We start from the raw sequence: 24,476 nt of genomic DNA, 5'->3' as shown, positions 1-24,476 counted from the left end.
TTGATGGCGCTTCTACATATCATTGTTCTCGACCGGTCAGAAAACGTAATCCTTTGCCTGCTGATTTGCAGGCAAAACAGAAATGCAGGAACACATTATGGAATACCATCAACTTGGTGCGTTGGCACTGTTTGCGTTTGTCTCGACCTTCACTCCAGGACCGAACAACATCATGCTTATGACGTCTGGCGCTAACGTCGGCTTTAAGCGCACTATCCCACACATGTTAGGCATCACACTGGGTTTCGCTGCGATGCTGATTTTGGTTGGCATTGGTCTTATGGGCTTGTTTCATGCGTATCCGATCACGCATAGCGTCCTGAAGGTAATGAGCCTGACTTACTTGTTGTACCTCACGTACAAAATCGCAACCAGTAGCAAGACTGAAGTCAAGGATGATTACCGACCAATGAGCTTTTTGGGTGCAGTGGCGTTTCAATGGGTGAATCCCAAAGGCTGGTCCATGGCACTCACTGCCATCACCGTATACAGCAGCGGCGGATCTTGGCTAGAACTGGCTTTTATTGCCGGCATCTTCTGCTTAGCAAACCTGCCTTCTGTGACTTTTTGGACGGCGGCAGGCATGCAACTTCAACGTTGGTTGACCACGTCTAAACGCGTAAAAGGCTTCAACTATGGCATGGCGGCGCTTCTACTTTTGTCGACTATCCCAATGATATAAATGACAAAACAATGAAAGATAAGTGTGACTTATGCCAAGTTTTAGCTAGTCCTTTGTTCGGTAAGTACAAATAATCGCCACTTCCACGGATGGATTGGGTCATAGTAGCAACAGCAGTGACTAAAAAATGAAAACTTAATAAGCACTCGCCTGAGCTAAGTTAGCGATTGGGCGCACTTCATCACTGCTTTGTCACGGCGCTGTATTTTGCCGCGACAATCGATTCACTCTGACCGACAAGCACGATGCTGACAGGTCTGTCACACAAGGAGCGTTACACAATGCGTACTCGCAAGCTCATTCTTGCTACCGCTTTTGGCTTACTCGTTTCGGGTTGTAGCCAAACCTCGACCACCACGACCGCAGAGGTCATTCCGCCAGAATATCCAGTGGAATATTTCTTCCGTAATTCAGAAGTATCGAGCTACCAAATCTCCCCTGCTGGCGATTACATTTCGATGATGAAACCGTGGCAAGATCGTAAAAACGTCTTTGTTCATCCCGTGGGCAAAGCCGATCAAGTCAAGCGCATCACATCCATAGTCGATCGCGACATCGCTTACTACTACTGGGTTGGCGATGACACCATCATCTACTCTCGCGACACGGGTGGTGATGAAAACTTCTACCTCGTTACGGTAAACGTAAAAACGGGCGAAGAGAAAACCATCACACCAACGTCCGATGTCGTGGCTTATGTTATCGACACCTTAGAAAGTCAGCCTGACGACATTCTTATCACGACTAACGAACGTAACCCGCAAGTGTTTGATGTTTATCGTCATAACTTGAAAACAGGTGAAAACACGCTGGTTGCTCAAAACCCAGGCAACGTGCGTTACTGGGGTACGGACCACGATGGTAACATTCGCGTGATTTCGACTTCAGACGGCGTAAACACCGCAGTCCTCTATCGTGACACCGTGGATGAAGAGTTCCGTCCATTGAAGAACCTCACCTTCAAGGAAGACTTCTCTCCAATCTCATTTACACCAGATAACAAGAACCTGTACGTTGCTTCACGTATCACTCGCGATAAATCAGCGATCATCGAATATGATGTGAAGGCTAACAAAGAAGTGCGCGAGATCTTCTCTCACCCAGAAGTGGACGTCACCAGTGCAAGTTACTCAAACGCACTCAACAAGCTCACAACGATCTCTTATGTGACGGACAAGCGTCAGTACCATTTCCTTGATAAAGGTTATGAAGAGACTTTTGAGCGTCTGCAAGAAAAGCTTCCGGGCGTTGAAATCTCGGTGAACAACACGACTCGCGACGAGAGAAAAATGATTGTCGTGACCTACAGCGACACCGACCGTCCAAATTACTACTACTACGATCGCGATTCAGACCAACTTGAAAAGTTAGCTGCAAACGCACCTTGGCATAAGCCAGAAGACATGGCGGAGATGAAGCCAATCACTTATACCGCTCGTGATGGTGAAACCATCCATGGCTACTTAACGTTACCAAAAGGTCGTGAAGCGAAAGACTTGCCACTGCTTGTTCTTCCGCACGGCGGTCCTTGGGCTCGCGATCACTGGGGCTTCCAACCAGAAGTTCAGTTGTTTGCCAACCGTGGTATCGCAGTACTGCAAATGAACTTCCGTGGCTCAACGGGTTATGGCCGTGAGTTTTGGGAGAAGTCGTTCAAGCAATGGGGCCAATCGATGCAAGACGACATTACGGACGGCGTAAAATGGGCGATTGACCAAGGTTACGCACAAGATGGCGAAGTGTGTATCTATGGCGCATCTTACGGTGGTTACGCGACATTGGCTGGTGTGACGTTTACACCAGACCTGTACAAATGTGGCATCGACTACGTTGGCGTGTCTAACCTATTCACCTTCATGGATTCTATCCCACCATACTGGGCACCTTTCCTAGCTATGCTGCATGAGCAAGTGGGCAATCCGGAAGATCCAGAAGACGCGAAGATGATGAAAGCCTACTCACCGGTGTTCCACGTAGACCAAATCAAAGCACCACTGTTGGTTCTGCAAGGCGCGAAAGACCCACGAGTGGTGAAGAGTGAATCTGACCAAATCGTTAATGCTCTGCGCGACCGCGGCGTTGAAGTGGAGTACATCGTTAAGGAGAACGAAGGTCACGGCTTCCGTTCACTAGAAAACCGTCTCGATGGTTACCAAGCGATGGATCGATTCCTGAAGACGCATTTGTTAGAACAAACGCAGTAAACAAGCTCCATTCTTCTCTCAAGGGCACTTCGGTGCCCTTTTTTATTGTCCAGTAACTATCTTATAAAGCGGGACGACGAAGTGTTCATTTGAGCGAGGCGTACCGAAATTAAATCGCCGATTCTCAGATCAGAGTGTAAATTTAGATAAAGACACTATCTGCCTTATTGAGATGCTGTTAATCTTAGATGAGAAAGAGAATAGTTATCAAACGTAGTGAAATGTGAATTAAAATGAAAAAGAAACCACAACCAAAAAGCCTCGTTGTCATCAACACACAAGCCGTAACACCGAACATGCAGCGCATTACCCTGCAAGGTGACGCGCTAGGCAACTTTCCACAAGATTGCGAAGGCAGCTACATCAAGCTGTTGTTCAACGAAACCGGCGGCACCGATATTCAAGGCTTCTCAGAAGACAGCCGCCCAGTCATGCGTACTTACACCATTCGTCGCTTCGACCCGCAAGCATGCACGATTGAAGTCGACTTCGTACGTCACATCACCAAGGACCTACAATGTGGCTTTGCGGCGCGTTGGGCGATGTCTGCAAAAGAAGGCGATACCATCAACATCGCAGGCCCGGGCAGCATCTCAAACCTAAATACAGAAGCTGATTGGTTCTTTATGGCGGCGGACATGACTGCACTGCCAGCACTGTCTGCAAAGATTCGCACTCTGCCAGAAGACGCAACAGGCTATGCCGTGATCAGTGTGATCTCGGAAGCGGATATCCAAGCTCTCGAAGCACCAGCAGGTATGGAAATCCATTGGATCACCGAGCAATCACTCGAAGATAAAGTTCGCTCGCTGGAATGGAAAACAGGTGAAGCAGCAGTGTGGTGTGCTTGTGAGTTCGACTCAATGCGCGCGCTACGCCAATACTTCCGTAACGAAAAAGAAGTGGAGCGTGAAAACCTTTACCTCAGCAGTTACTGGAAACAAGGCGTATCAGAAGACGGCCACAAGGTCATCAAGCGCGAAGATGCAGAATTAAACGAACAGTAAATGTAACTTTATATTACTTTTACTATAGATAACGCTGAGTTTGTTGGTCAAAAGCTCAGCGTTTATTTCTTATACCCTATAAATATCAATAAATTACAACCAAACTCATTTCTTCTCTCTAAAAAACCACTTCAATCACTATAACAAATCCATATAGAGTCTATCTTTTAACCTCGTTAAGCTGTCGATAATCTACCCACCATAACGACGAGGCAAGCATGAACACCGATAAAGTAAAAGCCTTTGTAAATGCCGCTGAGCTTGGTTCCTTTTCCGCCGCAGCGCGAAAGCAGGGTAAAGCGCAGTCTTGGATTAGCAATGCCATCAGTGATTTAGAGATCGATTTATCGGTCGAGTTATTCTCACGTGACGGCTATAAACCAAAGCTCACCGCAGAAGGCGATAATTTGCTCGGTTACGCCAAAAGCGTGCTCGCAGCAGAGAGAAAATTTTTGCGCCATGCGGAACACTTGGCTCAAGGTGTTGAGGATAAAGTCGTGGTCGCCATTGATGACTGGTTACTGGATGACAAGATGCGACAAATCATCATTGGGTTTCAGCAACAGTTTCCTCAAGTGGAATTAGTGCTCCATAAACGCCCAACCCAAGATGTGGTTGCCATGCTCGAAGAGGATGAAGTAGACCTAGCATTGATTGTTGGAAGGCATTTTTTCGATAGTACGATCCAGTATCAAACTATTGATCACGTGAAGACCTGTTTAATTTGCGCGCCGGGTAACCCTTTGAAAAATAAAGTTGTCGTACCAAGTGATTTGGTAGGCACCACCCAAATAACGCGAAGTAGTGTATTCAATTTGGACAATCGCTTCCTCGACCTCGAAGAAGTCAACAAGATCAGAATTGACGATATTGAAACAAGCATAGAGCTTGTAAGCCAAGATATAGGTTGGGCTATCATCCCACTGGCATTAGCGAACCAAAACTCACACAAAGTAGCTATTGCTCAAACGAGCCTTGGGGAAAAAGGGCATTTGTTTCGAGTAGACATGATTACATCAGAAATTCGAGCCAACGGTATTGCCACCGATTGGCTGAAAAAGACATTAATCACTGAATACGCATAAAGGCAGTTTAGAAAAAGAGGAGGTAATATACGAATATAGTTCTATCGTAAATCTGAAGTTTACTTTTTTATTCTGTTTATATCTAAACGTCAGTTGGCTTAAATAATATTAGGAAAGGCATTAACCTTAATGTCAGGAATCACTCTTCTCTTTAAATTAAAAAATAATAAAGAGGATAATGGAATAGTAATTGAGTGTTCTTATTTTTCATCAAAACGAATTTATAATGACTAGGTAAAAATATGAAAAAAACTCTTTTGCTTGCGAGTATATTGCCATTCTTGGTTGCGTGTAATTCCTCAGACACAAGCGGTGATAATGACATTGATACTGGAATAAAGCCGATTCAACCAATCGAACCCGCTCCTCCAGTTCACCCTATAGAACCGGGTGAGCCTGTTCATCCGATTGAACCGAGCGAACCTGTTCACCCGATTGAGCCAGAAAGACCAGAAGAGCCAGTCCACCCTATTGAACCTGGAATATCAATGTATCAAACTGTCGCCAATCATTTTAATAAAACTTATGATGAGATTTATGATCTCTGTGAATCGGATTACTCTTTAGATAATAAACCTAATGATAAATACAATATTTATTGTAAATGGAATAACCTTCATAAAAAGTTTACTGTCACTTTTGACTCTGAGTCATATAAATCAGAAAGTAAAATACCATATTCAGCTAAAATAGAGTTCGATATAACGGACCACTTCCAGTCTATTGGTTATTTTGGGTATAGAATGAATGTGAGTTTTCCTAACAACGACAGTTACCTTAATGTCTCTGAATTTGTTATTCGTCAATACTACTCTTCATCCGGCGTAGAAGAAGTAGTAGTGGAGCAATTATTTGATCCTTTGATTTTTCAAAGTAGTGCTCTGCTATCCATTGAGAATGATTTAAGCAATGACGAGCAAAATACTATGATTCCAAAGCAACGTTTCCAAGGCTTGCCTGAAAACTATTTCCAAATAGAAACAACTTTAGAAACAAATCCGAATGGTTCAGTGACTCAGATACATAAATTCCACCAATCGCAGCCGTTCCACAAGCTAGTTACTATTTTCGGAATGTAGCATCCTGCAAGTCCCCGCCTTTGCGAATCAATAACCCCTGATAAGCAAAGTGCTGGGGACACCTTTCCTAGCTCATATTTTCAGCCAGGAAATCAATCAGTAAGCGCACTTTTGGCGACAGGTTTCGGTTTTGTGGGTACAGCGCCCAAATACCTTCACGATCGTCGCGGTAATCGGTTAACACTTCCACCAGCTCGCCATTATCTAACGCCTCTTGCACGTAGTAGTCCGGCAGTTGCACCAAACCTAGACCACGTTTTGCCGCATCGACCAAAGCAAAGCCACTATTGCATTTGATTCGACCAGAAACACGCAAAGACTTCTCACGCTTTTGCTCTTTAAAGTGCCAATAGTCAGCGGTACCGACCAAACACTGGTGATGGCTCAGCTCAGACAAGGTGTGCGGTTCGCCAGAGCGATCTAAGTACGCTGGACTAGCACACACGTAAAGCTGTCGAGATGACAAACGCTTGGCAATCAAACTGGAGTCTTGCAAACGTCCGAGACGAATCGCCACATCGACACCTTGCTCAATCAAATCTAACTTTTGGTTGGTCAGATTCAAATCCAAATTCACCTGAGGATATTTCTCAATAAACTGGTGTAGCAACGGCGCTAAGTTCATCTCACCATACGTTACAGGAGCGGTTACTTTGAGCAAACCTTTCGGCTCTGCTTGCATTTGCGTGACCGCTAACTCTGCCAACTCTAGACCTTCGACAAGGTGTTTACATTGCTGATAATAGAGCTGCCCCGCTTCTGTCAGTGAGACTTTTCGCGTAGTGCGGTGCAGCAATTTAACGGCTAGACGTTCTTCAAGCGCAGAGACACGACGGCTGATTTGCGCCACCGATGTTTTCAACTTGTTGGCTGCGCCAGTGAAGCTGTTCGTTTCTGCGACAGCAACGAACTCGCTCACGCCTTCCCAATTCGCCATGGTTGTGGTTCCTATGGAATTCTATTTATTGCTTATTCTCACACAAAGTTAAATGCAGAGAAAACCTGTTTAAAAAGGATAGCCGACTAAATGCACCGCTTGTTGTGGCCAAATGATATTTAGGGGCAGCACCATGGTGTCTTCTGTGCTCATCCATTCGCGAGGTTTTACTTCCATCTTTAGATTGTCGGTAGGTTGGTATCCGCTCGACTGGTAAACCTGTGTTCGCCCAAACAACACAGAAAAAGCATCACCTCTCTCGAGTGCATCTTGATGAATCACTTTGAGCAACATTTTCACTAACCCTTTGCCGCGATACTCCGGTTGGACGCAAACTTCGGCAATGCCGCTGATCGGAAAAGATTGATCGTCAATCATCACCTGCTTTTCATGTACTGCAATATGAGCCGCAAGTTGAGTGTCATCCCAAATAAGGTAACGATGGCGTGGCATCTCTTGAAAATAGCGCTGAGTTCGGAAGATTTTATCTTGTTCTTTGGTAAAACAAGTAGCGAGTAACGTTCTTAGCTTGGCATCGAGTGCGGGGGTGACGTCATCATCTAATAAGTATTCGAAGCGCATGATTTACCTCATCTATTCTTCATAATTAAAGGTAAACTTTTGGCAAATAACTTACTGAGATATAGCGCAAATAAAGAAAGCGCAGACTGAGCTGCGCTTTCCATTTATTGCATATAGGCAAATCAGTGTTTGAGAATATCTCGCTTCACTTCGCCTTTTAAATCCGTCAATGTTTGCTGCTCAGTATCAATCAAGAAGTGGTCACTGGCTTGTCCCGTTGCAAACTTCTCTAGGATCACAAATAGGCTACCAAAACGGGATCGGAAGACTTCACCAACCGAGTATTCACCTAAGTCACCAAGTTCAGAATCGACCGTTCCCGCGAACTCCGCCAGCTCTCGACTTAACAACTCGTATTGCAATAGCTGTGCTTCTTCAATATCACGGAAAGCCAGTTCATCGGCATTACGCAGGCGGTAGAAATCTGTTGCTAGCTCTTCACCATTCCATGCAGCAAAGTCATCAAGATTAAAGCCTCCCTGTTGAGCAATCGCTTGAGCTTGTTGCGTCGCCGCCTGCCAATCTTTCTGGAATTGCTCATAATCTACGACCGCGTTTTCATCACAATTAACGATGTCGTACCCTAGCTCTTTCGCTAACTGACACACGGTAAATTGAGTAGAAAGCTGAGACATGATCAACATATCATCACCATCCATGTGCAAAAGCATTTCACGCATTTCCAGTGGCCAATCACTTGGTAGGAAGCGCAGACGCGTCAGTTCTCGGATGTGCCAATCAGTCAGAGCATAATAGCTTTCAGCTTCAAGAATCTCTTTATTCCAAATGCTCGCCTTTGCAGTTTCATCATCACCTGCTTGTTCAGTCAGGTGTTCATGCTCACGTGCATAGTGCTCAAACAACTCGTTGTAGCCTTCAACTTTGTCGATCACGACAGTTTCCACTTCGATTTGATGATCAGGACGGATATTCAATAGCTTATAAGCTGGAATGTAGCCCGCCAGAGAAGGGGCTTGAATGTTGAAAAGCGTGTGTTGAACGCCATCGATCATGTAACTCTTTTTACCCGTATCGTTAAAGTGCATGTGGCCACCAACGTGAATGCTCAACCCCGTCGCTGCAAGTGCTTTACTGGTATCGTCATTTGGCTCACGAGATAACTGATGGCTTCCTTCTCCGAACAAGTCTTCAATGTCTTCGGATGCACCATTATAGAAATCCGTCATTGGAAAATGGCTGAACGACACAAGTGTTTTGTTCTGCTCTTTTGCCGCTTTAACGACCTCACTGATCCACTCAATCACGTGCTGTTTGTGGGTCAGCATCATGTTGTAGCCTGCACTGCTGGAGCCATCGAAGTCATCGCCGCTGATGGAATCTTCTACCAAGGTGTCTTTTGGCTTGTAGACGTTTGCATCTATCGCCAACAACCACAAGCCTTTTACTGGCTCTACCAAGTAGCTGGTATCTGGCACCACCGCACAGTTGGTGTAATCGTCTTGTTTGTATTCACCGCCCGTCCCTTGGTGGCAAATCTCAAACATGCGCTTATCATAAGCGGCTTCTTCGGCGGCAAGTTCATATGAATAGTTGTTACGAGCTTCTTCACTGCTGTAGGGCGTTTCGAAATACAAATAATCTTCTTGAGGATAGAAACCATGCGTACCAAGGATATCCATGATCTCTTTGTAGCCCCACTCTTGTACCTCTTCCGTACAGATGGTGTCTAAATTGTCGCCTTCACCGGGAATGATCCCCCACTCGCCTTCGTAATCAACACACTCATCCTTACCTCGGCTAAAGATGCGTTGTTTCTTGCCGCCCTCACCAAGGTAATCAGATTTGCCCGCTGCCACGGTAAAAGGTTTGTTGGGATCATGGTTGCCCGGTGCAGCAAAAAACTCAAGACCATAAGTCTCACGATAATGGTCAAAGATTTTCACTAACCCACGCATGTGCACAGGTTGGCCGTCATCACTGAAATCCCCTGGTAGCGCAACATATTTAATTCCGCGCTCTACCACGTCATCCAGTGCAGCGATCATCGCGAAATAGTTTTCGTTAAACAACCGCGTCGATTCCATCTGCGACTGCATGGTACGAATCGTCGCATATTTACCGCTGGCATTGGTGTAGAGACCTTGGAAAGAGCCGTCTTGGAAGTCACCATATACATCGTGGAAGTGGATGTCTGGCATAAACGCCACTTGAACTGGCGCTTCGAGCTCTGGTGTATCACTGCTTGAAGAGTCTGAATTACAACCAACTAGAGTAGCTGCAATCAGACCGGAGAGTACGGTCAATGTACTGCGTTTCATTTTTCCCATCCCGATAAAGAGTAATAATTTGAAATCGGGCGAGGAGCTTAGGTGGAAAAAATGACAATTAAGTTGCGACTTTCTTACAACTTATCGTAAGCCGTTCTGATCTGTGACCTTCGTTCACACTCTTTTTAATCAATGAGTTAAACCAATAAACAGCTTGGAGTAGACCAAATAAAACCCATTGATGCTCACTATATTTTTCGACAAGCATCAATGGTTAAGTCATTCAGAATGGTTATAGCTGAGGAAGTGGTTTCAGGTCTTGATAATCGGCATTCAACTCAATACCAAAATGCTCTGTCAGTGCTGATAGGTAGCTTTGCCCTTCTGCCAGTTCTTGCTCAACCACTTCATTATTCAAGCGGTGCTTTAACGTGTGGTTCGCCAACGTAATGATTCCAAACTCGGTCGCTAGCGTGGCGACACGACTGGACGTAAAGCGCGAATGAGGTGCCGTGGACGCATAGTGGTTTCCACACACAATATCGCCATCAAAGACATGTTCAAAGTCCAAGCTGTACATATCAATCCACTGGTTTGCATCGTCATAAGACTGAATTTGTAGCATGTAGCCAACACGCTCATCTTCAACAAAGCGGAACGTTTGCAGATCGGTATGAATAGGTTGATTAGTCACAAAAGGCAGCGGTGCGCGTGGTGTGTTTGAGCCAAAGCCTGCATCGACAATCCATTTTTCATCCCCAAGCGTCACCAAAGTGAACTGATGGGTTCTGCCCGAAGGAGTGCCAGATAAGTGTACGCGGCCTAAAAGTGGTCTTGCTTCAAAGCCAACCTGTTGTAGCACTCTTAGCAGCAGACCGTTCAATTCAAAACAGTAGCCACCGCGCTCGTGGTAAACCAACTTGTCGATGATGTCTTGTTCAGACGTCGAAATGCCTTTACCCAATGCGATATCAAAGTTCTCAAACGGCAAACGGCGATGCTGCGCATTATGTAGCGCAAAGAGCGTATCCACGCTGACGTCCAATTGCTGCGTTACGCCAATCTTGTTTAAGTAAGCCTGTAAATCTGTGTTGTTCATTCTGATCCTAAATCGATGTTTCTTCGCAATGGCCGACACAATAAAACCTCAACCACGCTTGAGGTCAAACCCCAAAACGAATTTTCTCGTCCTTACTTTGTTTTTCTCCAACTTACCCTGTTTCGCTCGCATAAATCATTGCGCCTTTTTGTTGATTATTACGTATGCGTAAAAATCATTTTCAATTTAACCGGATTATCATTTTTCGTGAAACACCTAAAATGGGCACCAACAAAACGACGCAGCGCAGTGAGCAAACCTCAACTACGCTTATGACGTCACTCCATATACTGAGAATATAAAGGAAACATCCAATGTCGCTTGAAATCAAACCTGGTCAAACTCACATTAAATCAAAAGCAATGGTTGCATGGGCTGCTGGCGAGCCACTTAAAATGGAAGAAGTTGATGTACAACTTCCAAAAGCTGGCGAAGTGCTAGTACGTATCGTAGCAACTGGTGTTTGTCACACTGACGCATTCACACTATCAGGTGACGATCCAGAAGGTATCTTCCCTTCAATCCTTGGTCACGAAGGTGGCGGTATCGTTGAGATGGTTGGCGAAGGCGTAACAAGCGTTGAAGTTGGCGACCACGTTATCCCACTTTACACAGCTGAATGTGGTGAGTGTAAGTTCTGTAAATCTGGCAAAACTAACCTATGTCAGGCAGTACGTGAAACACAAGGTAAAGGCCTAATGCCAGATGGCACAAGCCGCTTCTCTGTAAATGGTGAGACAATCTTCCACTACATGGGTTGTTCTACTTTCTCTGAGTACACTGTACTTCCAGAAATCTCACTAGCGAAAGTAAACAAAGAAGCGCCACTTGAAGAAGTTTGTCTTCTAGGTTGTGGCGTAACCACTGGTATGGGTGCGGTACTTAACACAGCTAAAGTTGAAAAAGGCGACACAGTTGCTGTATTCGGTCTTGGCGGTATCGGTCTTTCTGCAATCATCGGTGCACGTATGGCTGGTGCAAGCAAAATCATCGGTGTCGACATCAACGAAAGCAAGTTCGAGCTAGCAAAACAACTTGGCGCAACTGATTGCATCAACCCAATGAAATTCGACAAACCAATCCAAGACGTTATCGTTGAGATGACAGACGGTGGTGTTGACTACTCATTCGAATGTATCGGTAACGTAAACGTGATGCGTCAAGCTCTTGAGTGTTGTCACAAAGGTTGGGGTGAGTCGGTAATCATCGGCGTTGCGGGCGCAGGTCAAGAGATCTCAACTCGTCCATTCCAACTAGTAACTGGTCGTGTATGGCGTGGCTCTGCTTTCGGTGGTGTTAAAGGCCGCTCTGAGCTTCCAGAAATCGTAAACCGTTACATGGCTGGCGAATTCGGTCTCCAAGAATTCATCACGCACACTATGGGCCTACAAGACGTGAACGAAGCATTCGAATTGATGCACAAAGGTGAATCTATCCGTACTGTTCTTCACATGGATAAATAATCCAAGATACAACTCACGTAATGTGATTGATATTTGAAAATTTGAAATAAGCTCTCTTCTCTCTGGACACATTTTCCTCGGGAAGAGAGCCATCCACTGTCTTAACGGTCTTGTCCGCCGTTAGAAAATCATTGTTTTAAATACTCACTGTTTTTAAATAAACATTGTTTTATCGAGAGATTATCCATGACCATTGAAAGCCTAAGCCAAGCCAAAGTATTCGGTGGTTGGCATAAACAGTACACGCACGAATCTCGCACACTCAATTGCAACATGCGCTTTGCGATTTTCTTGCCACCTAATGCAACAAAATCAAACCCAGTTCCAGTGGTTTACTGGTTATCTGGCCTGACTTGTACCGACGAGAATTTCATGCAGAAAGCCGGTGCATTTCAAATGGCAGCAGAGTTGGGTATCGCGATTGTAGCGCCAGATACAAGCCCTCGCGGTGACGACGTTGCAGACGACGAAAACTACGATCTGGGTAAAGGCGCAGGTTTCTACCTAAACGCGACGCAAGAACCGTGGTCACGTCATTACCATATGTACGATTACATCACCAAAGAGCTGCCTGCGATCATAGAAAGCAACTTCCCTGTTTCAGATGTGAAGTCGATTTCTGGTCACAGCATGGGTGGTCACGGTGCAATCACGATTGGTTTGAAAAACGCGAGCCAATACCGCTCAATTTCAGCATTCAGCCCAATCAGTAACCCAATGCAATGTCCTTGGGGCCAAAAAGCGTTTACCGCCTACCTAGGCACAGATATTGAGAGTTGGAAACAATACGATGCGAGCGAATTACTTAAGCAAAACAAATCCCCATTGCCGATTTTAGTCGACCAAGGTGATGCAGATAACTTCCTTGCTGAGCAATTGAAACCAGATGCGTTACTGGCGGCAGCAAAAGCTCATGATTCTGAAGTTGAATTGCGAATGCAATCGGGTTACGACCACAGCTACTTCTTTATTTCGAGCTTTATTGCTGAGCACTTAAACTTCCATGCGAAGCACTTATTTGCGTAGTACTTGCTGGTGATAAAACAAAAAGCGATGAAAAACCAAACGGTTTAATATCTTGTCCTATACAAAGCCACTCATTCATTGGGTGGCTTTTTGTGTTCTAAAAACACTCACCTCCCCTTTACACAGCCCCCATTGCAATTTGCCGAAATGACGTCTAACTTGTAATTGAACATCATTCAATTATCGCTAACACTGTATGAAAAAACCAACGTCAGCCCTGTTAACCTCGACTTGCTTCGGGTTGTTAGCAACCTCTCCTATTGCCGAGGCAATAAGCTTCTTCGATCCCATCGATGGGCAATTAGATATGGGCGAATACCTTGCTGAAAACGCCTATGGCTTTCTACCTGTTCCGATTGTGATTACTGAGCCTGCCGTCGGCTACGGTTTGGGCTTTACTGGCGTGTTCTTGCATGAATCCGATGAGCAACGAGAGAAAAGACGTGAGTTAGCCGAAACGTCTCTCGATGGAGGCGCTCAACTGTTAACACCTGCAATCACCGCGGTAGGTGGTTTCGCGACTGAAAACGGCACTTGGATGGGCTTTCTTGGTCACCGCCGGACCTGGGCGCAAGACACCGTTCGTTACCTTGGTGGCGTCGGATATGGCGACTTTAATATGACCTTCTATCCACAATCCTCCTTACCTGGGCTAGATAACGTATTTAATGGTAAGGGGTTAGATTTCGAGATAACTGGCGGCGGCATGCTCAACCATCTTCAATACCGCATTATTGATGCCCCGTTGTTTATCGGGGTGAAACAACTCTATTTCGTCACCGACCAAAAAATCACTAACTCTCCTGTTGCGGATAAGTTGCTGCAAACCCTGACCAACACCTCACCCACCACCTCTGGGTTGGGTCTGACATTGGAATGGGACAGCCGAAACAACTTCTTTAGTCCAACTGAGGGCTACAACTACAAAGCGGAGTATCTTTGGTACAACGACGCCATTGGCAGTGATTACGAATACGAGCAGTTGGATGTAGAGGGGATTAATTATTGGGAACTGGCAGACGATTGGTCGTTGGCACTGCGTGGACAATACAAGGCACTCTACACTGACGAGCGCTTTTTACCACCAGCGTCTTACCCAGACATTGAACTGCGTGGCGTGGCGAGAAATCGCTATCAAGGTGACGAAACCTTATCAGTAGAATCTCAACTGACTTACCAATGGAATACCCGCTGGTCGACCAATATCTTTGGCGGTTTTGGTTACGCATCAACAAATGAGTCGTTATTCGAAAATGATGCCGAATACGCTTATGGCGTCGGCTTTCGTTACCTCATCGCTCGCCGTTATGGGTTACAAGCAGGTATGGACTTTGCCTTCAGCGATGAGGACAGCGCGGTTTATTTCCAAGTGGGCTCAGGCATCTAAACCCACTCGGTTCTCATCATCATGATTGATACTTAGGGTTCGCACCGTATTGGTTCGAGCCTTCTTCACTGTCTTGAATCAAGAAGTACAACAGCACCAAAATACCTATAATTGGAACAAAGGCGATAATAGCCCACCAACCTGAGCGTCCTGAATCATGTAAGCGACGCACGGTGACCGCTATCGACGGTATCATAATAAACAGCGCATAAATCACACCGAAAAAACCAAAATTATCCATTTGCATCAGGCTACCAATCACCCTATCGATGATAGCCATGACTAAATTGACCAACACATTCACCAACGTAAAGTACCAATACTCTTGGCGTCTTGCTCTACCACTAAAGTTGGTGTAATTGAGGATAACCTTGTAATACCAATCAAACATATCGCTTCTCCGATTGAGTTGAATGTGTCGCGAAAGTTAGACAACGTGGTGCGAGTTGCACATAAAATGAACGAAATGATATATTCATCCAATAGTTCTATTTTTAACTCTCTCATTAACCTTGACGTATATTCCACCAACGGTTACTTTTCACCCATAACGTATTATATAAAACCATCAGGTTGGCTCTATTATTAATAAATATATGACCGAGATTTTAACTGGCGATGTTCGCTCTAGTTGCAATGCCGGCAATAAAAATCAAAGGGCACAAGATGAGAAAAACACTAGCACTCGCTTTGCTTTTGTTTGCACCAATACTTTTTGCAAACACAATACAGTTTAGCAGTCCTGAGAAACCCAATGTCGTTGTGGCACTAAAAGACTTAGAATCCTTGCCTCAAACCACTTACACCACACAACTTCCTTGGCTAGACAGCCCAGCAGAATTTGACGGTGTAAAACTTAGCACCCTCCTACAACATGCCTTTGGCAAAGTACCTGAGCGTGTCGAAGTTCGTGCACTTAATGACTACCATTCAAACCTCTCGCGCGAAGACATCCTGCGCTATCAACCGATCGTGGCGTATAAGCAAAACCATCATTACATTAAAGTAAGAAATAAAGGCCCATACTGGCTGATCTACTCAATGGATGAATATCCGGAAATTGATGTCGCCCTATACCACTCGCAAATGGTATGGCAAATAAACAGGATCAGCGCGAAAGAAGAATAACAATGAAAGCAAAGCCCAATCCCCCTCATCAGGGGCCATTTTCAACCAAGAGCAAGTTACTCCTACTGATATTTGCATCCACACTGTTGTTCGCAAACGTACTACTACTGCAAGAAACTCGAGCGCTCACTAAAACCTATTCGGATCAACAAAACCAAGCCACTTGGTTCTTGTTCCATCTTTCGAAAGAATTATCTGAACTGGTAGGGGAAGCTCGACGCTTGAACGAAAGCGTGATGAACATCGATTCCGCTGAGCTGCAATACGAGCTAGCGTGGAGCCGTTTTGATTTGCTGATTAACAATAAAGAAGCCGATTCTTTTCTCTCACGAGAAGAGGTTCGAGTTTATTTTCTTTCTCTGTTTGACCAATTCCAACAACTCGAACCAATATTAGTAGAAGCGAAAACGGGCAGTAGCGTCGCCGCGAGTCAGTTTTATCGTGAAACTCAAAACCTCTACATGCAAATGATCGATTACGTCACTCTGCATTTTCGTGTTGCCAGTCCCCTCTACAAACATCAACAAGAGAAAGCGTATAACTTGCTGCAAGCACAATACGTATTGCTCGGTATCTTTGTCCTAACCGTGGCACTGCTGACGTATTTTTATAAACGTGAGTCCAAGTTCCACAAAAAAATGGCATTGAGCGATCCGCTCACCAAGCTTGCTAACCGAAGCGCGCTGTTTATTGATTTACACCGAAAGGAAGAAACCAACTCGCCTTTCTCACTCATGCTGCTCGATTTAAACGGCTTTAAGGACATCAATGACACCTTAGGCCATCAAGCTGGCGATATTGCGCTCATAGAAATCGCAACTCGTCTAAGCCAAATGGCGCTGGATGACTTTGCCGTGTATCGCATGGGCGGCGACGAATTTGCCGTGATCGTCGACTCTATTGATCAAACGAAAATCGATGAAGTCACGCACCATATCAATGTGGTGTTTGAAAAGCCGATTCTCTCCTCTGAGCAAGCCAATGGCCTATCGACAAGTTTGGGGGTCGCTAGCTACCCGCAAGACGCAGACAACATTGACTTCCTGATCAATTTAGCGGATAAGCGCATGTACAAAATGAAATTCCAACGTTAAACGGATAACCATGATGAAAAACTTCATGCGAGCAGTACTATTACTGCTAGTGATCGCGATAGGTGTACTGGCTTGGGTATTTATCCCTTCTCACGAAACCGTAGGTGCACAAACCCTCGAAGAAGCGCTCAACGACAACTACACACTGGTTGGCCATCGCATTCATTCGACAGACCCAGATGCCGGCAATATGTTTGGTTACTTCGTGGTGTACAAAGGCGCAAGCACGGATGATTTGGAGCCGTTTTTGGTGACTTCTGATCAGTTTATTCGCATGGAGCAAACCGGTGATAACACGCTAACCCTCACCGTGAATGGTCGCATCTACCGCTACCATAACGACCTGTGGGTAGAGAACCCAGATGGCAAGTTGCAACATTGGTTTGTCAGCGCGACAGCGAAATACGTCCGCTAAGCAGACGCATACTTAGCTTCAGCTACTTAGCTGCAGATACTTAACTTGAGATAAACAAAAGCCCCGCTCATTACGTTGCGGGGCTTTTTATGTTCGAAACTGGCGAGGCAGAGATTAAAGCACTTTCTCTTTGATCACTTTCATTACGCCCGAGTCACGATTGCTTGGTGCGGAGAAACGTGCGATTTTCTTCACCGCTTCGTGCGCGTTTTCCATCGCGTAGGAATGCTCGCTCACTTGCAGCATCTCTAGGTCATTCAGGTAATCACCAAACGTCATGGTCTCTTCTGGACCAAACCCCATGGTATCTTGAAGGTGTTTGATCGCCGCGCCTTTTGATGCTTCTGCATTCATCACGTCTAGCCAAATCTTCGCGCTCACCACAACTTGATGACTGTGACCAAACTTCGCACTCATGGTTGGGAAAACCAACTCTTCAGAACCACCAAAGTGACAAATCGCTACCTTGATAAACTCATCGTCAACGGCCAGTAGATCTGGCACGTATTCACAGCGATGGTAGTACTTCTGGAACTCTTCCAACGCTTTAGGATCTTTAGTTTCAATGTAAGCCGAACGCTTACCACACAGCACTAGGTGCGTACCTTCAATCTCACGAGCCGCTTGGATGATCGCATCAATTTCTGTTTTTGGAATGGTGCAGCTGTATAGCTCTTTATCTTGGTACATCACCAAGGTGCCGTTTTCCGCCACATAAATCATACGGTCTTGAATCGGTGCAAACGTATCGCGCAAACTGTAGTACTGACGCCCCGATGCCGCCGAGAATAGAATGCCCTTCTCTTCTAGCTGCAAAAACAGATCAAAGAACTCAGGGTCTAAACGACCGTATTGGTCAAGTAAGGTGCCATCCATATCGGTGGCAATAAATTTGATGCTAGCTTGTGACATGAACTTAAACTCAAATAAAGCAGCGCAGGTCACTCATCGAATGAAAGCAGGCTGCAAAAAATAGTCTTGGTAAGGTACAGGATATTGGGTGAATCTCAAGCTGAAATGATAGGGTATCATTCAGGAATCAGCTTGAGATAATGAGGAAATTAGGCGGTAGCCAAGGTACTAGATTCCGCCATGGGCTGAACCATTGGTTTGGCCAGCCCCAGACTGTGAATGGTGCCAATCAAGAAATCGAGTTCGCGATAAATCTCAGCAACGGCTTCAAACTCCCCCGCTGGCTCATCCAATTTTGGCTCAAACAGTTCTTTCCAATGCGAAATGGCAATATAGAGCTTTCCGTTCACTTGAGAAAACGACAAGCGAGAAAACTCGCTCTCACGATGAAAAGTCAGCACACGCTCGATCAATTCATCCGTCAGCAGTTGCTTTGCGGTGTCTAAATCGTCGCTGTACACCTCATACTGTTGGTCAAACTCTGGGTGACCCATTCGCACTCTTTTACCTATCTGAATCTTGAAGAAGCGGTCCCACAGCTTTTCACGAAGCGTTGGCCCACCATCGCGGTTACTCAAAACAAAGGTGCAAACGTCATCATTCATCGGAACGTCTATTTCACAAAACAACCCCGCAAAAAACACGTGATGCTTACTCGAACTATCGCTTCCTGAACTGATGAGCTTCGACGCTTCTATCTCAGACATCACCACCTTCGCCTCTCCAATGGTGCCTGAAATAAAATCATCACTCTCGAAACCATCACAACGGTCTAAATACAAACCACTGCGCTCGAAGGCTTCTTTGGAAAGTTTACGATTTGGGTCCCATGTGAGTGAGGGCTCAATGTGCGCTAACAAGCTCTGCATGATGTGCTGCTTGTAGGTGATGCGAAACTGATTGTGCTTTTGATTGAAGTACGCCCAACCGCCGAGCATCAATGCCAAAAGAACAAACATCATGGCAGAGGTAGTGAGGTCAAACACGACGGTGCCAAAGAAACCCAGAACCGCCAAACCTAGAAACTTGCGTCGACGCAGTGCTTCTAAACGTAAAGCTTCAAGCGGTTCGAGCTTGTGCCTTAAGTCATTTTCAAACAGTGTTTTGAGCTGATCTGTCGTCATCACTTTCCTTTCATTTTTAGAGTTGAGTCCATTACCAACAATGGCAAGATGAGTCGCTGCTACCGCTACAAGCGTCACTCGGAACGCAATCTAAAGAGCTGCATCCCATGTCCGTTACACAAGATGAGTCTTTGTTCTTACGCCGCTTGCGATTACGGGAAGGTTCCTTAGTTTGAAGACGCTGATGAGCATGTCGACAGCGTGTAAACTGCTCTTGAACACTGATATAGCTAGAAAACACGCCTTTGCGTTGAATCATTTTGCTGATGGCAGCAGAACAAGAATCCGTGCCGTAATACACCGCATGAGCGCAGCGGAAGCCTTTGTGTGGGGAAAGATAGCGTTGATAAAATCGTATCAATGCCAACACCAGTTTAGACATGCTTTTCCTTTTGCATCTAATGAGTCATTCGAGAACCATGCTCTCAACTATCAATCAAAACAGTACATCACTCAAATTAATCATTTCAAACGCAATCCTAATTTCTGCGCTCTAAGCGATGAAAATCATTGAGATAGGAAATAAAGGCAAGCCGACACAGCTAGCTCAGGAGCGCCTTCGAATAGCAATCACAGCCAAAACAGGTACAATCCGTGCTCGATTTTTATTTCGCGCGGACTCACTCTCATGCACTCGCCTGAACAATGCTTTACTCGATTTACTGCGAACATTTCTGGCTACGACTTGCCGGCGCAGTTTACGTTTCCGTTCTACTACACGCCTCACCCATTGTGTGTGTTGGCTGCCGAGCAATTGCAGCAGCACCTCACAACACAAACTGACTTCGAACACGATTTTGGTCTTGAGGATGAGCAAAGTGGACGTGGCAAGATGTTCGGTGTTTTGCTGGTGCGTAACCCGCAAGGTGTGCTTGGTTATTTCAGTGCATTCTCAGGCAAGATTGCCGATCAAAACTTGCTTCCAGGTTTTGTTCCACCCGTATTCGACATGCTGACAGAAGAAGGTTTCTTCCGAGGTGAGACAGATGCCATCAATGCTGCGAACGCGGAATACAAAGCCTTTGCTGCCAACCCTGAACTGGCACAACTGAAAGCAGAAATCAAAGCCGACCGTGAAGCGTATCAGCAAGAAGAAAATGCCCATCGCCAAGTTATGATTGCCGGCCGCGCAGAACGTAAACAGCAGCGCAAACAAGGCGAACAAACACTGAACCCAGCAGAATTGAAAGTGCTACTGGATGATTTGGGTAAACAAAGTGTGGCTGAGAAGAATGTGCTCAAGTACCTCAAACAGGCTTGGGACGAAAAGCTGGGCATCAAAGAAGCGCGCTTAGCCAAGCTAGATAGCAAACTAGCGGAACTTAAAGATCAGCGCAAAGACTTGTCTAATGCTCTGCAGCACAAGCTGCATAAGCAATACCGCTTCTTGGACAACCACAGTGCCGAGCGCGATTTGGTGGACATTTTTGCTCCTACTACCAATCCAGTACCACCAGCAGGTGCAGGTGAGTGTGCGGCGCCGAAACTGCTTCAGTTCGCATACAAACATGGTTATCAGCCACTTGCATTAGCGGAGTTTTGGTGGGGCGTATCGCCGAAGTCGGAAGTGCGCCAGCATAAGAAGTTCTACCCATCTTGCAACAGTAAATGTCAGCCTATTTTGGGCCACATGCTGCAGGGCTTGGATGTGGAACCAAACCCATTGGCAGAAAACTGGGCAGAAGATAAAGAGCTGGAAATTCTCTTCCAAGATGAAGCCATGGTGATCGTCAACAAGCCTTCGGGTCTGCTTTCCGTTCCGGGCAAAACCATCAAGGATTCGGCATACACACGCCTACAAGCGATGTTCCCAGATGTCGAAGGGCCGTTCGTCATTCACCGCCTAGATATGGCGACATCGGGGATTTTAGTGTTTGCTTTAACCAAACGCGCCAACAAGAGCCTGCAAAAGCAATTCATCACACGTGGCGTACAAAAGCGTTATATGGCGCTGTTAGAAGGTGTATTAACTGAGCCTGAAGGTGAAATTTCGCTCCCGATGCGTGGCGATCCGGATGACCGTCCACGTCAGCTAGTATGCTTTGAGCACGGCAAGCCTGCTGAAACTTACTGGCAGCTGATTGAAGTGAAAGACGGACGCAGCAAAGTGTACATGTACCCAAAAACAGGACGAACTCACCAACTGCGTGTGCACAGTGCTCACCACATGGGTTTGAACATGGCGATGGTTGGCGACGGCTTATACGGCGAAAAAGCCAACCGCCTGCATTTGCACGCTGAGATGTTGGAGTTAGACCATCCATACAGCAAAGAGCGTATGTGTTTCCAAGCAGAGTGTGAGTTTTAAAACGACTTATCAATGCAGAATAGATAGCAAAAAGGCTCTGAATTTCAGTGCCTTTTTTACGTTTAGAGCGAGATAAGGTTAACTCACCTTAAACTTCGTCCACACTTGAGAGCGCCAGCGTCTTGCCATGATGATACCGCGTACCCATTCATCCAGAGCAATCGCCATCCAAGCACCAATCACGCCGTAACCCAAATGAATACCGAAGAGGTAAGAAAACACCACACCCAAGCCCCACATGCTCAGAATACCCATCTGTACTGGGAACTTGATATCTCCAGCGCCTTTCAGTGCCGAGATGAAGATAAGGTTAAACACGCGGCCCGCTTCTAGCACGATTGAGCCCATCACCAATGCGCCTGCCAATGCCAAGATTTCAGGCTGATCGGTAAATACACTCAAAATCTCTTCGTGGAACAGGTAGATCAAACACGTTGCCGCCGTTGATGCAGCAAAGCCAACTAAGAAATAAATCTGCACGCGTTTCAGAATACTGGTTACCCAACCTTTACCTATGTAATAGCCAGTCTGAATTTGAGCCGCCTGTCCAATGGCCAACGCAAAGGCGAACGAGAAACGCGCGATGTTTTGCGCATAAGTAAACGCCGCAAGTGATGACGTCCCCATTTGCACTACAAAATACACGATACAGATCTGCGCCATGTTGTAAGACAGCACCTCACCCGCGTTCATGCCACCGATTTTTAAGATCTTCTTGAACACGTCTTTCGGCACTTGTTTTACCTCGGACATCGGCAGTTCAATGCTGCTGCGTTTCAAAATCACGCCCAACAATAACGTACCAATGACTTGGCTAACTACCGTTGCAACCGCTACGCCCTCTACTCCATAAACAGGCAAGCCAAATGGCTGATAAAGTGCAATGTAGTTACCGATGATGTTGAACACACCAGAAATCAGGTTCACTACCATTGGCGAGCGTGAATAACCGTGGCTACGCAGAATCGTGGTAAAGACGATACCGATGGTGACGTTGAACGTCATCGCACCGCTGATCAGCAGGTACTCGCGCGCATATTGCTCAACCTGAGCTTCTAAGCCGTAATACGGTAAGAAGAAAACCGCGCCAATCACGGCGAGTACACTTAAGAACGCACCAACAATGACCGATAACGCAACACTGGCGACACCGACATCGACCGACTCTCTTTCACGCCCTGCACCGTTATATTGCGCAATCAAAATGCCCGTGCCACTACTGACAAAGGTGGATACGATGATCAGGAAAAACGTTAATTGAGTGATAACGCCGACCGCAGACACGGCTTTGTCTGAGTAACCACTCAACATGAATACGTCACTGGTTCCTAAAGCCGTCCGTAGCAAAATTTCGACAAGTATCGGCCAAGCCAATGCCACGATGGACATACGTTGGTTGATATTCTGGCTTTTAGGCATGTGTTTGGGACCTTTCCTACAACTAAAACTGCCCCACAGAAAACTGTGAGGCAGTTCAAAAAATTAGACTTCTTAGAATTTGGCTATGTTTGTTGATTGTGTATTTAATCAACAAAATGCAGGCGCGAATTCTAGACGGACTTTGGTCACAAATACAGCGATATTTCGCCTGTTTCGCAAAATATTTTCTAATGGATTAGAGACGCACTTTAACTCGGAGAACGAAACTTAGACACAGTCGATTGACGGACAATCAGATCAATCGGTGGCAGACGAACTTCGTGCCTATCTCCGCTCAACAAATTGAGAATGGACTCAGCACAAACTGCACCAACTTCTTCAATCGGTTGACGCATTGTGGTAAGCGCAGGTGTGAAATATTGCGAAGTTGGCAAGTCATCAAAACCAATCACAGAGACATCTTGAGGCACACGAATACCATGATCATGCAATGCCTTTATCGCCCCATAGGCCGTTTGGTCATTGGCAGCAAACAGTGCTGAAAAGTGCACTTTCGATTCAATCAACTCAACGGTTTTTTCATAACCGGTTTCACTGCTGAAATCGCCTTGCTTGACCAATTTTGGCAACACTTTAATACCTGCTTCTTGCAGGGCATTTTTGTATCCCACAAAACGAGCCACCGCATCCGGTTGATTCAACAACCCTTTGATATGGGCGATATTCACATGGCCCTGTTGCATTAGATGCAGCGTCGCCATGTATCCGCCCAATACATTATCTATATTTATCGATCGAACCTTGTCACCTATCACGTCATATCCAACAGCAACGACGGGAATTCGCTGGGCATAATCGAGAATCTGCTCTTCCGTTAAACTGCCCGTCACGATGATTACACCGTCTACATTACTCTTTGCCAAATACTCCAAAGCATGAGATTCCAGTGAACGCTGCCAATGCCCTGTAGCAATCACAAGTGAATACCCCTGAGCATTGAGCCCCTTTTCCATGTCATTCAAGATACGACTGGAGTGTGGACTTTCAGGATGCTGGATCAGCACACCTATCGTCATTGAACGCGTATTGGTGCCCTGTCCCATTTGATAGTTCGGTTTGTAACCGAGTGATTTGATCGCCTTTTCAATATTCTGACTTTTCTCGTCAGAGACATACGTCGTGCGATTGAGGAAACGTGAAACGGTACTCGGGGAAACCCCCGCCAACTTTGCCACATCATAAATGGATGCCGCTTTTTTATTTTTTTTCATTGTAGGAATTTTCCCAGCAAGCTAATAATAAAAATATAAGTTGCGACGGGGAGCGCGACAACGTT

22 protein-coding genes are annotated in these 24,476 nt (G+C 45.8%); 12 read left to right on the top strand and 10 right to left on the bottom strand.

Annotated features, from left to right (window positions below):
• The first annotated feature begins 97 nt into the window (after positions 1–97).
• The 5 genes from ATB76_RS11465 to ATB76_RS11445 all read left to right on the top strand — a co-directional run bounded on the left by ATB76_RS11465 (position 98) and on the right by ATB76_RS11445 (position 6,057).
• Positions 98–682 (top strand): LysE family translocator, encoded by a 585-nt coding sequence (locus ATB76_RS11465; RefSeq protein ID WP_038880231.1) that lies wholly within the window; start codon positions 98–100, stop codon positions 680–682.
• A 281-nt stretch (positions 683–963) separates the two neighbouring features.
• Positions 964–2,886 carry a S9 family peptidase gene (locus tag ATB76_RS11460; RefSeq protein ID WP_061035223.1) on the top strand — a complete coding sequence of 641 codons (1,923 nt, stop codon included), beginning with the start codon at positions 964–966 and terminating at the stop codon, positions 2,884–2,886.
• Positions 2,887–3,119: 233 nt separating this feature from the next.
• Positions 3,120–3,893, top strand: coding sequence for a siderophore-interacting protein (locus ATB76_RS11455; RefSeq protein ID WP_039988863.1), 774 nt, complete (start codon positions 3,120–3,122; stop codon positions 3,891–3,893).
• A 218-nt stretch (positions 3,894–4,111) separates the two neighbouring features.
• Positions 4,112–4,978, top strand: coding sequence for a LysR family transcriptional regulator (locus tag ATB76_RS11450; RefSeq protein ID WP_050566710.1), 867 nt, complete (start codon positions 4,112–4,114; stop codon positions 4,976–4,978).
• A 242-nt stretch (positions 4,979–5,220) separates the two neighbouring features.
• Positions 5,221–6,057, top strand: coding sequence for a hypothetical protein (locus ATB76_RS11445; protein WP_061035222.1), 837 nt, complete (start codon positions 5,221–5,223; stop codon positions 6,055–6,057).
• Between the two features lie 67 nt (positions 6,058–6,124).
• Here the strand turns inward: ATB76_RS11445 and ATB76_RS11440 are convergent, their stop codons facing one another.
• The 4 genes from ATB76_RS11440 to ATB76_RS11425 form a co-directional block, all read right to left on the bottom strand.
• Positions 6,125–6,994: a LysR family transcriptional regulator gene (locus ATB76_RS11440; protein WP_005434817.1), complete on the bottom strand. Its 870-nt coding sequence runs from the start codon at positions 6,992–6,994 to the stop codon at positions 6,125–6,127.
• Between the two features lie 69 nt (positions 6,995–7,063).
• Positions 7,064–7,576, bottom strand: coding sequence for a GNAT family N-acetyltransferase (locus tag ATB76_RS11435; RefSeq protein WP_061035221.1), 513 nt, complete (start codon positions 7,574–7,576; stop codon positions 7,064–7,066).
• 122 nt (positions 7,577–7,698) lie between these two features.
• Positions 7,699–9,855, bottom strand: a complete 2,157-nt coding sequence (locus tag ATB76_RS11430) for a metallophosphoesterase (protein ID WP_061035220.1) — start codon at positions 9,853–9,855, stop codon at positions 7,699–7,701.
• 241 nt (positions 9,856–10,096) lie between these two features.
• Positions 10,097–10,903 carry an arylamine N-acetyltransferase gene (locus ATB76_RS11425; protein WP_061035219.1) on the bottom strand — a complete coding sequence of 269 codons (807 nt, stop codon included), beginning with the start codon at positions 10,901–10,903 and terminating at the stop codon, positions 10,097–10,099.
• Between the two features lie 314 nt (positions 10,904–11,217).
• On the opposite strand from ATB76_RS11425, the gene ATB76_RS11420 reads away from it, so the two are divergent.
• The 3 genes from ATB76_RS11420 to ATB76_RS11410 all read left to right on the top strand — a co-directional run bounded on the left by ATB76_RS11420 (position 11,218) and on the right by ATB76_RS11410 (position 14,779).
• Positions 11,218–12,366, top strand: coding sequence for an S-(hydroxymethyl)glutathione dehydrogenase/class III alcohol dehydrogenase (locus ATB76_RS11420; protein ID WP_038869742.1), 1,149 nt, complete (start codon positions 11,218–11,220; stop codon positions 12,364–12,366).
• Between the two features lie 186 nt (positions 12,367–12,552).
• Positions 12,553–13,392 carry an S-formylglutathione hydrolase gene (gene fghA, locus ATB76_RS11415; protein ID WP_038880216.1) on the top strand — a complete coding sequence of 280 codons (840 nt, stop codon included), beginning with the start codon at positions 12,553–12,555 and terminating at the stop codon, positions 13,390–13,392.
• A gap of 196 nt (positions 13,393–13,588) precedes the next feature.
• Positions 13,589–14,779 (top strand): BamA/TamA family outer membrane protein, encoded by a 1,191-nt coding sequence (locus ATB76_RS11410; RefSeq protein ID WP_061035218.1) that lies wholly within the window; start codon positions 13,589–13,591, stop codon positions 14,777–14,779.
• Positions 14,780–14,798: 19 nt separating this feature from the next.
• Here ATB76_RS11410 and ATB76_RS11405 read toward each other — a convergent pair whose 3' ends face one another.
• A complete protein-coding gene (locus ATB76_RS11405) occupies positions 14,799–15,170 on the bottom strand; it encodes a DUF805 domain-containing protein (protein WP_061035217.1) in 372 nt (123 codons plus the stop codon).
• Positions 15,171–15,445: 275 nt separating this feature from the next.
• On the opposite strand from ATB76_RS11405, the gene ATB76_RS11400 reads away from it, so the two are divergent.
• From ATB76_RS11400 to ATB76_RS11390, 3 genes are read left to right on the top strand one after another with little or no spacing between them, the layout of a single operon-like run.
• On the top strand, positions 15,446–15,907 hold the full coding sequence (locus ATB76_RS11400) for an oxidoreductase (protein WP_038869748.1): 462 nt from the start codon (positions 15,446–15,448) through the stop codon (positions 15,905–15,907).
• Between the two features lie 2 nt (positions 15,908–15,909).
• The gene (locus ATB76_RS11395; RefSeq protein WP_038869750.1) at positions 15,910–17,001 is read left to right on the top strand and encodes a GGDEF domain-containing protein; all 1,092 of its coding nucleotides are present in this window, start codon (positions 15,910–15,912) and stop codon (positions 16,999–17,001) included.
• 10 nt (positions 17,002–17,011) lie between these two features.
• Entirely contained in the window at positions 17,012–17,416 is a 405-nt protein-coding gene (locus ATB76_RS11390) for a hypothetical protein (RefSeq protein ID WP_038880213.1), read from the top strand.
• A gap of 114 nt (positions 17,417–17,530) precedes the next feature.
• Here the strand turns inward: ATB76_RS11390 and ATB76_RS11385 are convergent, their stop codons facing one another.
• The 3 genes from ATB76_RS11385 to yidD all read right to left on the bottom strand — a co-directional run bounded on the left by ATB76_RS11385 (position 17,531) and on the right by yidD (position 19,834).
• Positions 17,531–18,328, bottom strand: coding sequence for a Cof-type HAD-IIB family hydrolase (locus ATB76_RS11385; RefSeq protein ID WP_038869755.1), 798 nt, complete (start codon positions 18,326–18,328; stop codon positions 17,531–17,533).
• Between the two features lie 149 nt (positions 18,329–18,477).
• Positions 18,478–19,452, bottom strand: a complete 975-nt coding sequence (locus ATB76_RS11380; protein ID WP_061035216.1) for a DUF3137 domain-containing protein — start codon at positions 19,450–19,452, stop codon at positions 18,478–18,480.
• 31 nt (positions 19,453–19,483) lie between these two features.
• Positions 19,484–19,834: a membrane protein insertion efficiency factor YidD gene (yidD, locus tag ATB76_RS27205; RefSeq protein WP_081094907.1), complete on the bottom strand. Its 351-nt coding sequence runs from the start codon at positions 19,832–19,834 to the stop codon at positions 19,484–19,486.
• Positions 19,835–20,080: 246 nt separating this feature from the next.
• On the opposite strand from yidD, the gene ATB76_RS11370 reads away from it, so the two are divergent.
• A complete protein-coding gene (locus ATB76_RS11370; RefSeq protein ID WP_061035214.1) occupies positions 20,081–21,760 on the top strand; it encodes an RluA family pseudouridine synthase in 1,680 nt (559 codons plus the stop codon).
• Positions 21,761–21,838: 78 nt separating this feature from the next.
• Here the strand turns inward: ATB76_RS11370 and ATB76_RS11365 are convergent, their stop codons facing one another.
• Both ATB76_RS11365 and ATB76_RS11360 read right to left on the bottom strand, forming a co-directional pair.
• Positions 21,839–23,179 carry an MATE family efflux transporter gene (locus ATB76_RS11365; RefSeq protein ID WP_061035213.1) on the bottom strand — a complete coding sequence of 447 codons (1,341 nt, stop codon included), beginning with the start codon at positions 23,177–23,179 and terminating at the stop codon, positions 21,839–21,841.
• Positions 23,180–23,388: 209 nt separating this feature from the next.
• A complete protein-coding gene (locus tag ATB76_RS11360) occupies positions 23,389–24,411 on the bottom strand; it encodes a substrate-binding domain-containing protein (protein ID WP_038869764.1) in 1,023 nt (340 codons plus the stop codon).
• Between the last annotated feature and the right edge of the window lie 65 nt (positions 24,412–24,476).

Source organism: Vibrio sp. MOR3 (assembly GCF_001557775.1).
In the GTDB taxonomy this organism is placed as follows: domain Bacteria; phylum Pseudomonadota; class Gammaproteobacteria; order Enterobacterales; family Vibrionaceae; genus Vibrio; species Vibrio jasicida.
The sequence above is the reverse complement of the archived record's forward strand: the minus strand, read 5'-3'. Positions and strand labels throughout refer to the sequence as shown.

Bases quoted from the DNA above. Each gene is read 5' to 3' on its own strand.
- ATB76_RS11465 (WP_038880231.1), top strand. From the start codon at position 98: ATGGAATACCATCAACTTGGTGCGTTGGCACTGTTTGCGTTTGTCTCG.
- ATB76_RS11460 (WP_061035223.1), top strand. From the start codon at position 964: ATGCGTACTCGCAAGCTCATTCTTGCTACCGCTTTTGGCTTACTCGTT.
- ATB76_RS11455 (WP_039988863.1), top strand. From the start codon at position 3,120: ATGAAAAAGAAACCACAACCAAAAAGCCTCGTTGTCATCAACACACAA.
- ATB76_RS11450 (WP_050566710.1), top strand. From the start codon at position 4,112: ATGAACACCGATAAAGTAAAAGCCTTTGTAAATGCCGCTGAGCTTGGT.
- ATB76_RS11445 (WP_061035222.1), top strand. From the start codon at position 5,221: ATGAAAAAAACTCTTTTGCTTGCGAGTATATTGCCATTCTTGGTTGCG.
- ATB76_RS11440 (WP_005434817.1), bottom strand. From the start codon at position 6,994: ATGGCGAATTGGGAAGGCGTGAGCGAGTTCGTTGCTGTCGCAGAAACG.
- ATB76_RS11435 (WP_061035221.1), bottom strand. From the start codon at position 7,576: ATGCGCTTCGAATACTTATTAGATGATGACGTCACCCCCGCACTCGAT.
- ATB76_RS11430 (WP_061035220.1), bottom strand. From the start codon at position 9,855: ATGAAACGCAGTACATTGACCGTACTCTCCGGTCTGATTGCAGCTACT.
- ATB76_RS11425 (WP_061035219.1), bottom strand. From the start codon at position 10,903: ATGAACAACACAGATTTACAGGCTTACTTAAACAAGATTGGCGTAACG.
- ATB76_RS11420 (WP_038869742.1), top strand. From the start codon at position 11,218: ATGTCGCTTGAAATCAAACCTGGTCAAACTCACATTAAATCAAAAGCA.
- fghA (WP_038880216.1), top strand. From the start codon at position 12,553: ATGACCATTGAAAGCCTAAGCCAAGCCAAAGTATTCGGTGGTTGGCAT.
- ATB76_RS11410 (WP_061035218.1), top strand. From the start codon at position 13,589: ATGAAAAAACCAACGTCAGCCCTGTTAACCTCGACTTGCTTCGGGTTG.
- ATB76_RS11405 (WP_061035217.1), bottom strand. From the start codon at position 15,170: ATGTTTGATTGGTATTACAAGGTTATCCTCAATTACACCAACTTTAGT.
- ATB76_RS11400 (WP_038869748.1), top strand. From the start codon at position 15,446: ATGAGAAAAACACTAGCACTCGCTTTGCTTTTGTTTGCACCAATACTT.
- ATB76_RS11395 (WP_038869750.1), top strand. From the start codon at position 15,910: ATGAAAGCAAAGCCCAATCCCCCTCATCAGGGGCCATTTTCAACCAAG.
- ATB76_RS11390 (WP_038880213.1), top strand. From the start codon at position 17,012: ATGATGAAAAACTTCATGCGAGCAGTACTATTACTGCTAGTGATCGCG.
- ATB76_RS11385 (WP_038869755.1), bottom strand. From the start codon at position 18,328: ATGTCACAAGCTAGCATCAAATTTATTGCCACCGATATGGATGGCACC.
- ATB76_RS11380 (WP_061035216.1), bottom strand. From the start codon at position 19,452: ATGACGACAGATCAGCTCAAAACACTGTTTGAAAATGACTTAAGGCAC.
- yidD (WP_081094907.1), bottom strand. From the start codon at position 19,834: ATGTCTAAACTGGTGTTGGCATTGATACGATTTTATCAACGCTATCTT.
- ATB76_RS11370 (WP_061035214.1), top strand. From the start codon at position 20,081: ATGCACTCGCCTGAACAATGCTTTACTCGATTTACTGCGAACATTTCT.
- ATB76_RS11365 (WP_061035213.1), bottom strand. From the start codon at position 23,179: ATGCCTAAAAGCCAGAATATCAACCAACGTATGTCCATCGTGGCATTG.
- ATB76_RS11360 (WP_038869764.1), bottom strand. From the start codon at position 24,411: ATGAAAAAAAATAAAAAAGCGGCATCCATTTATGATGTGGCAAAGTTG.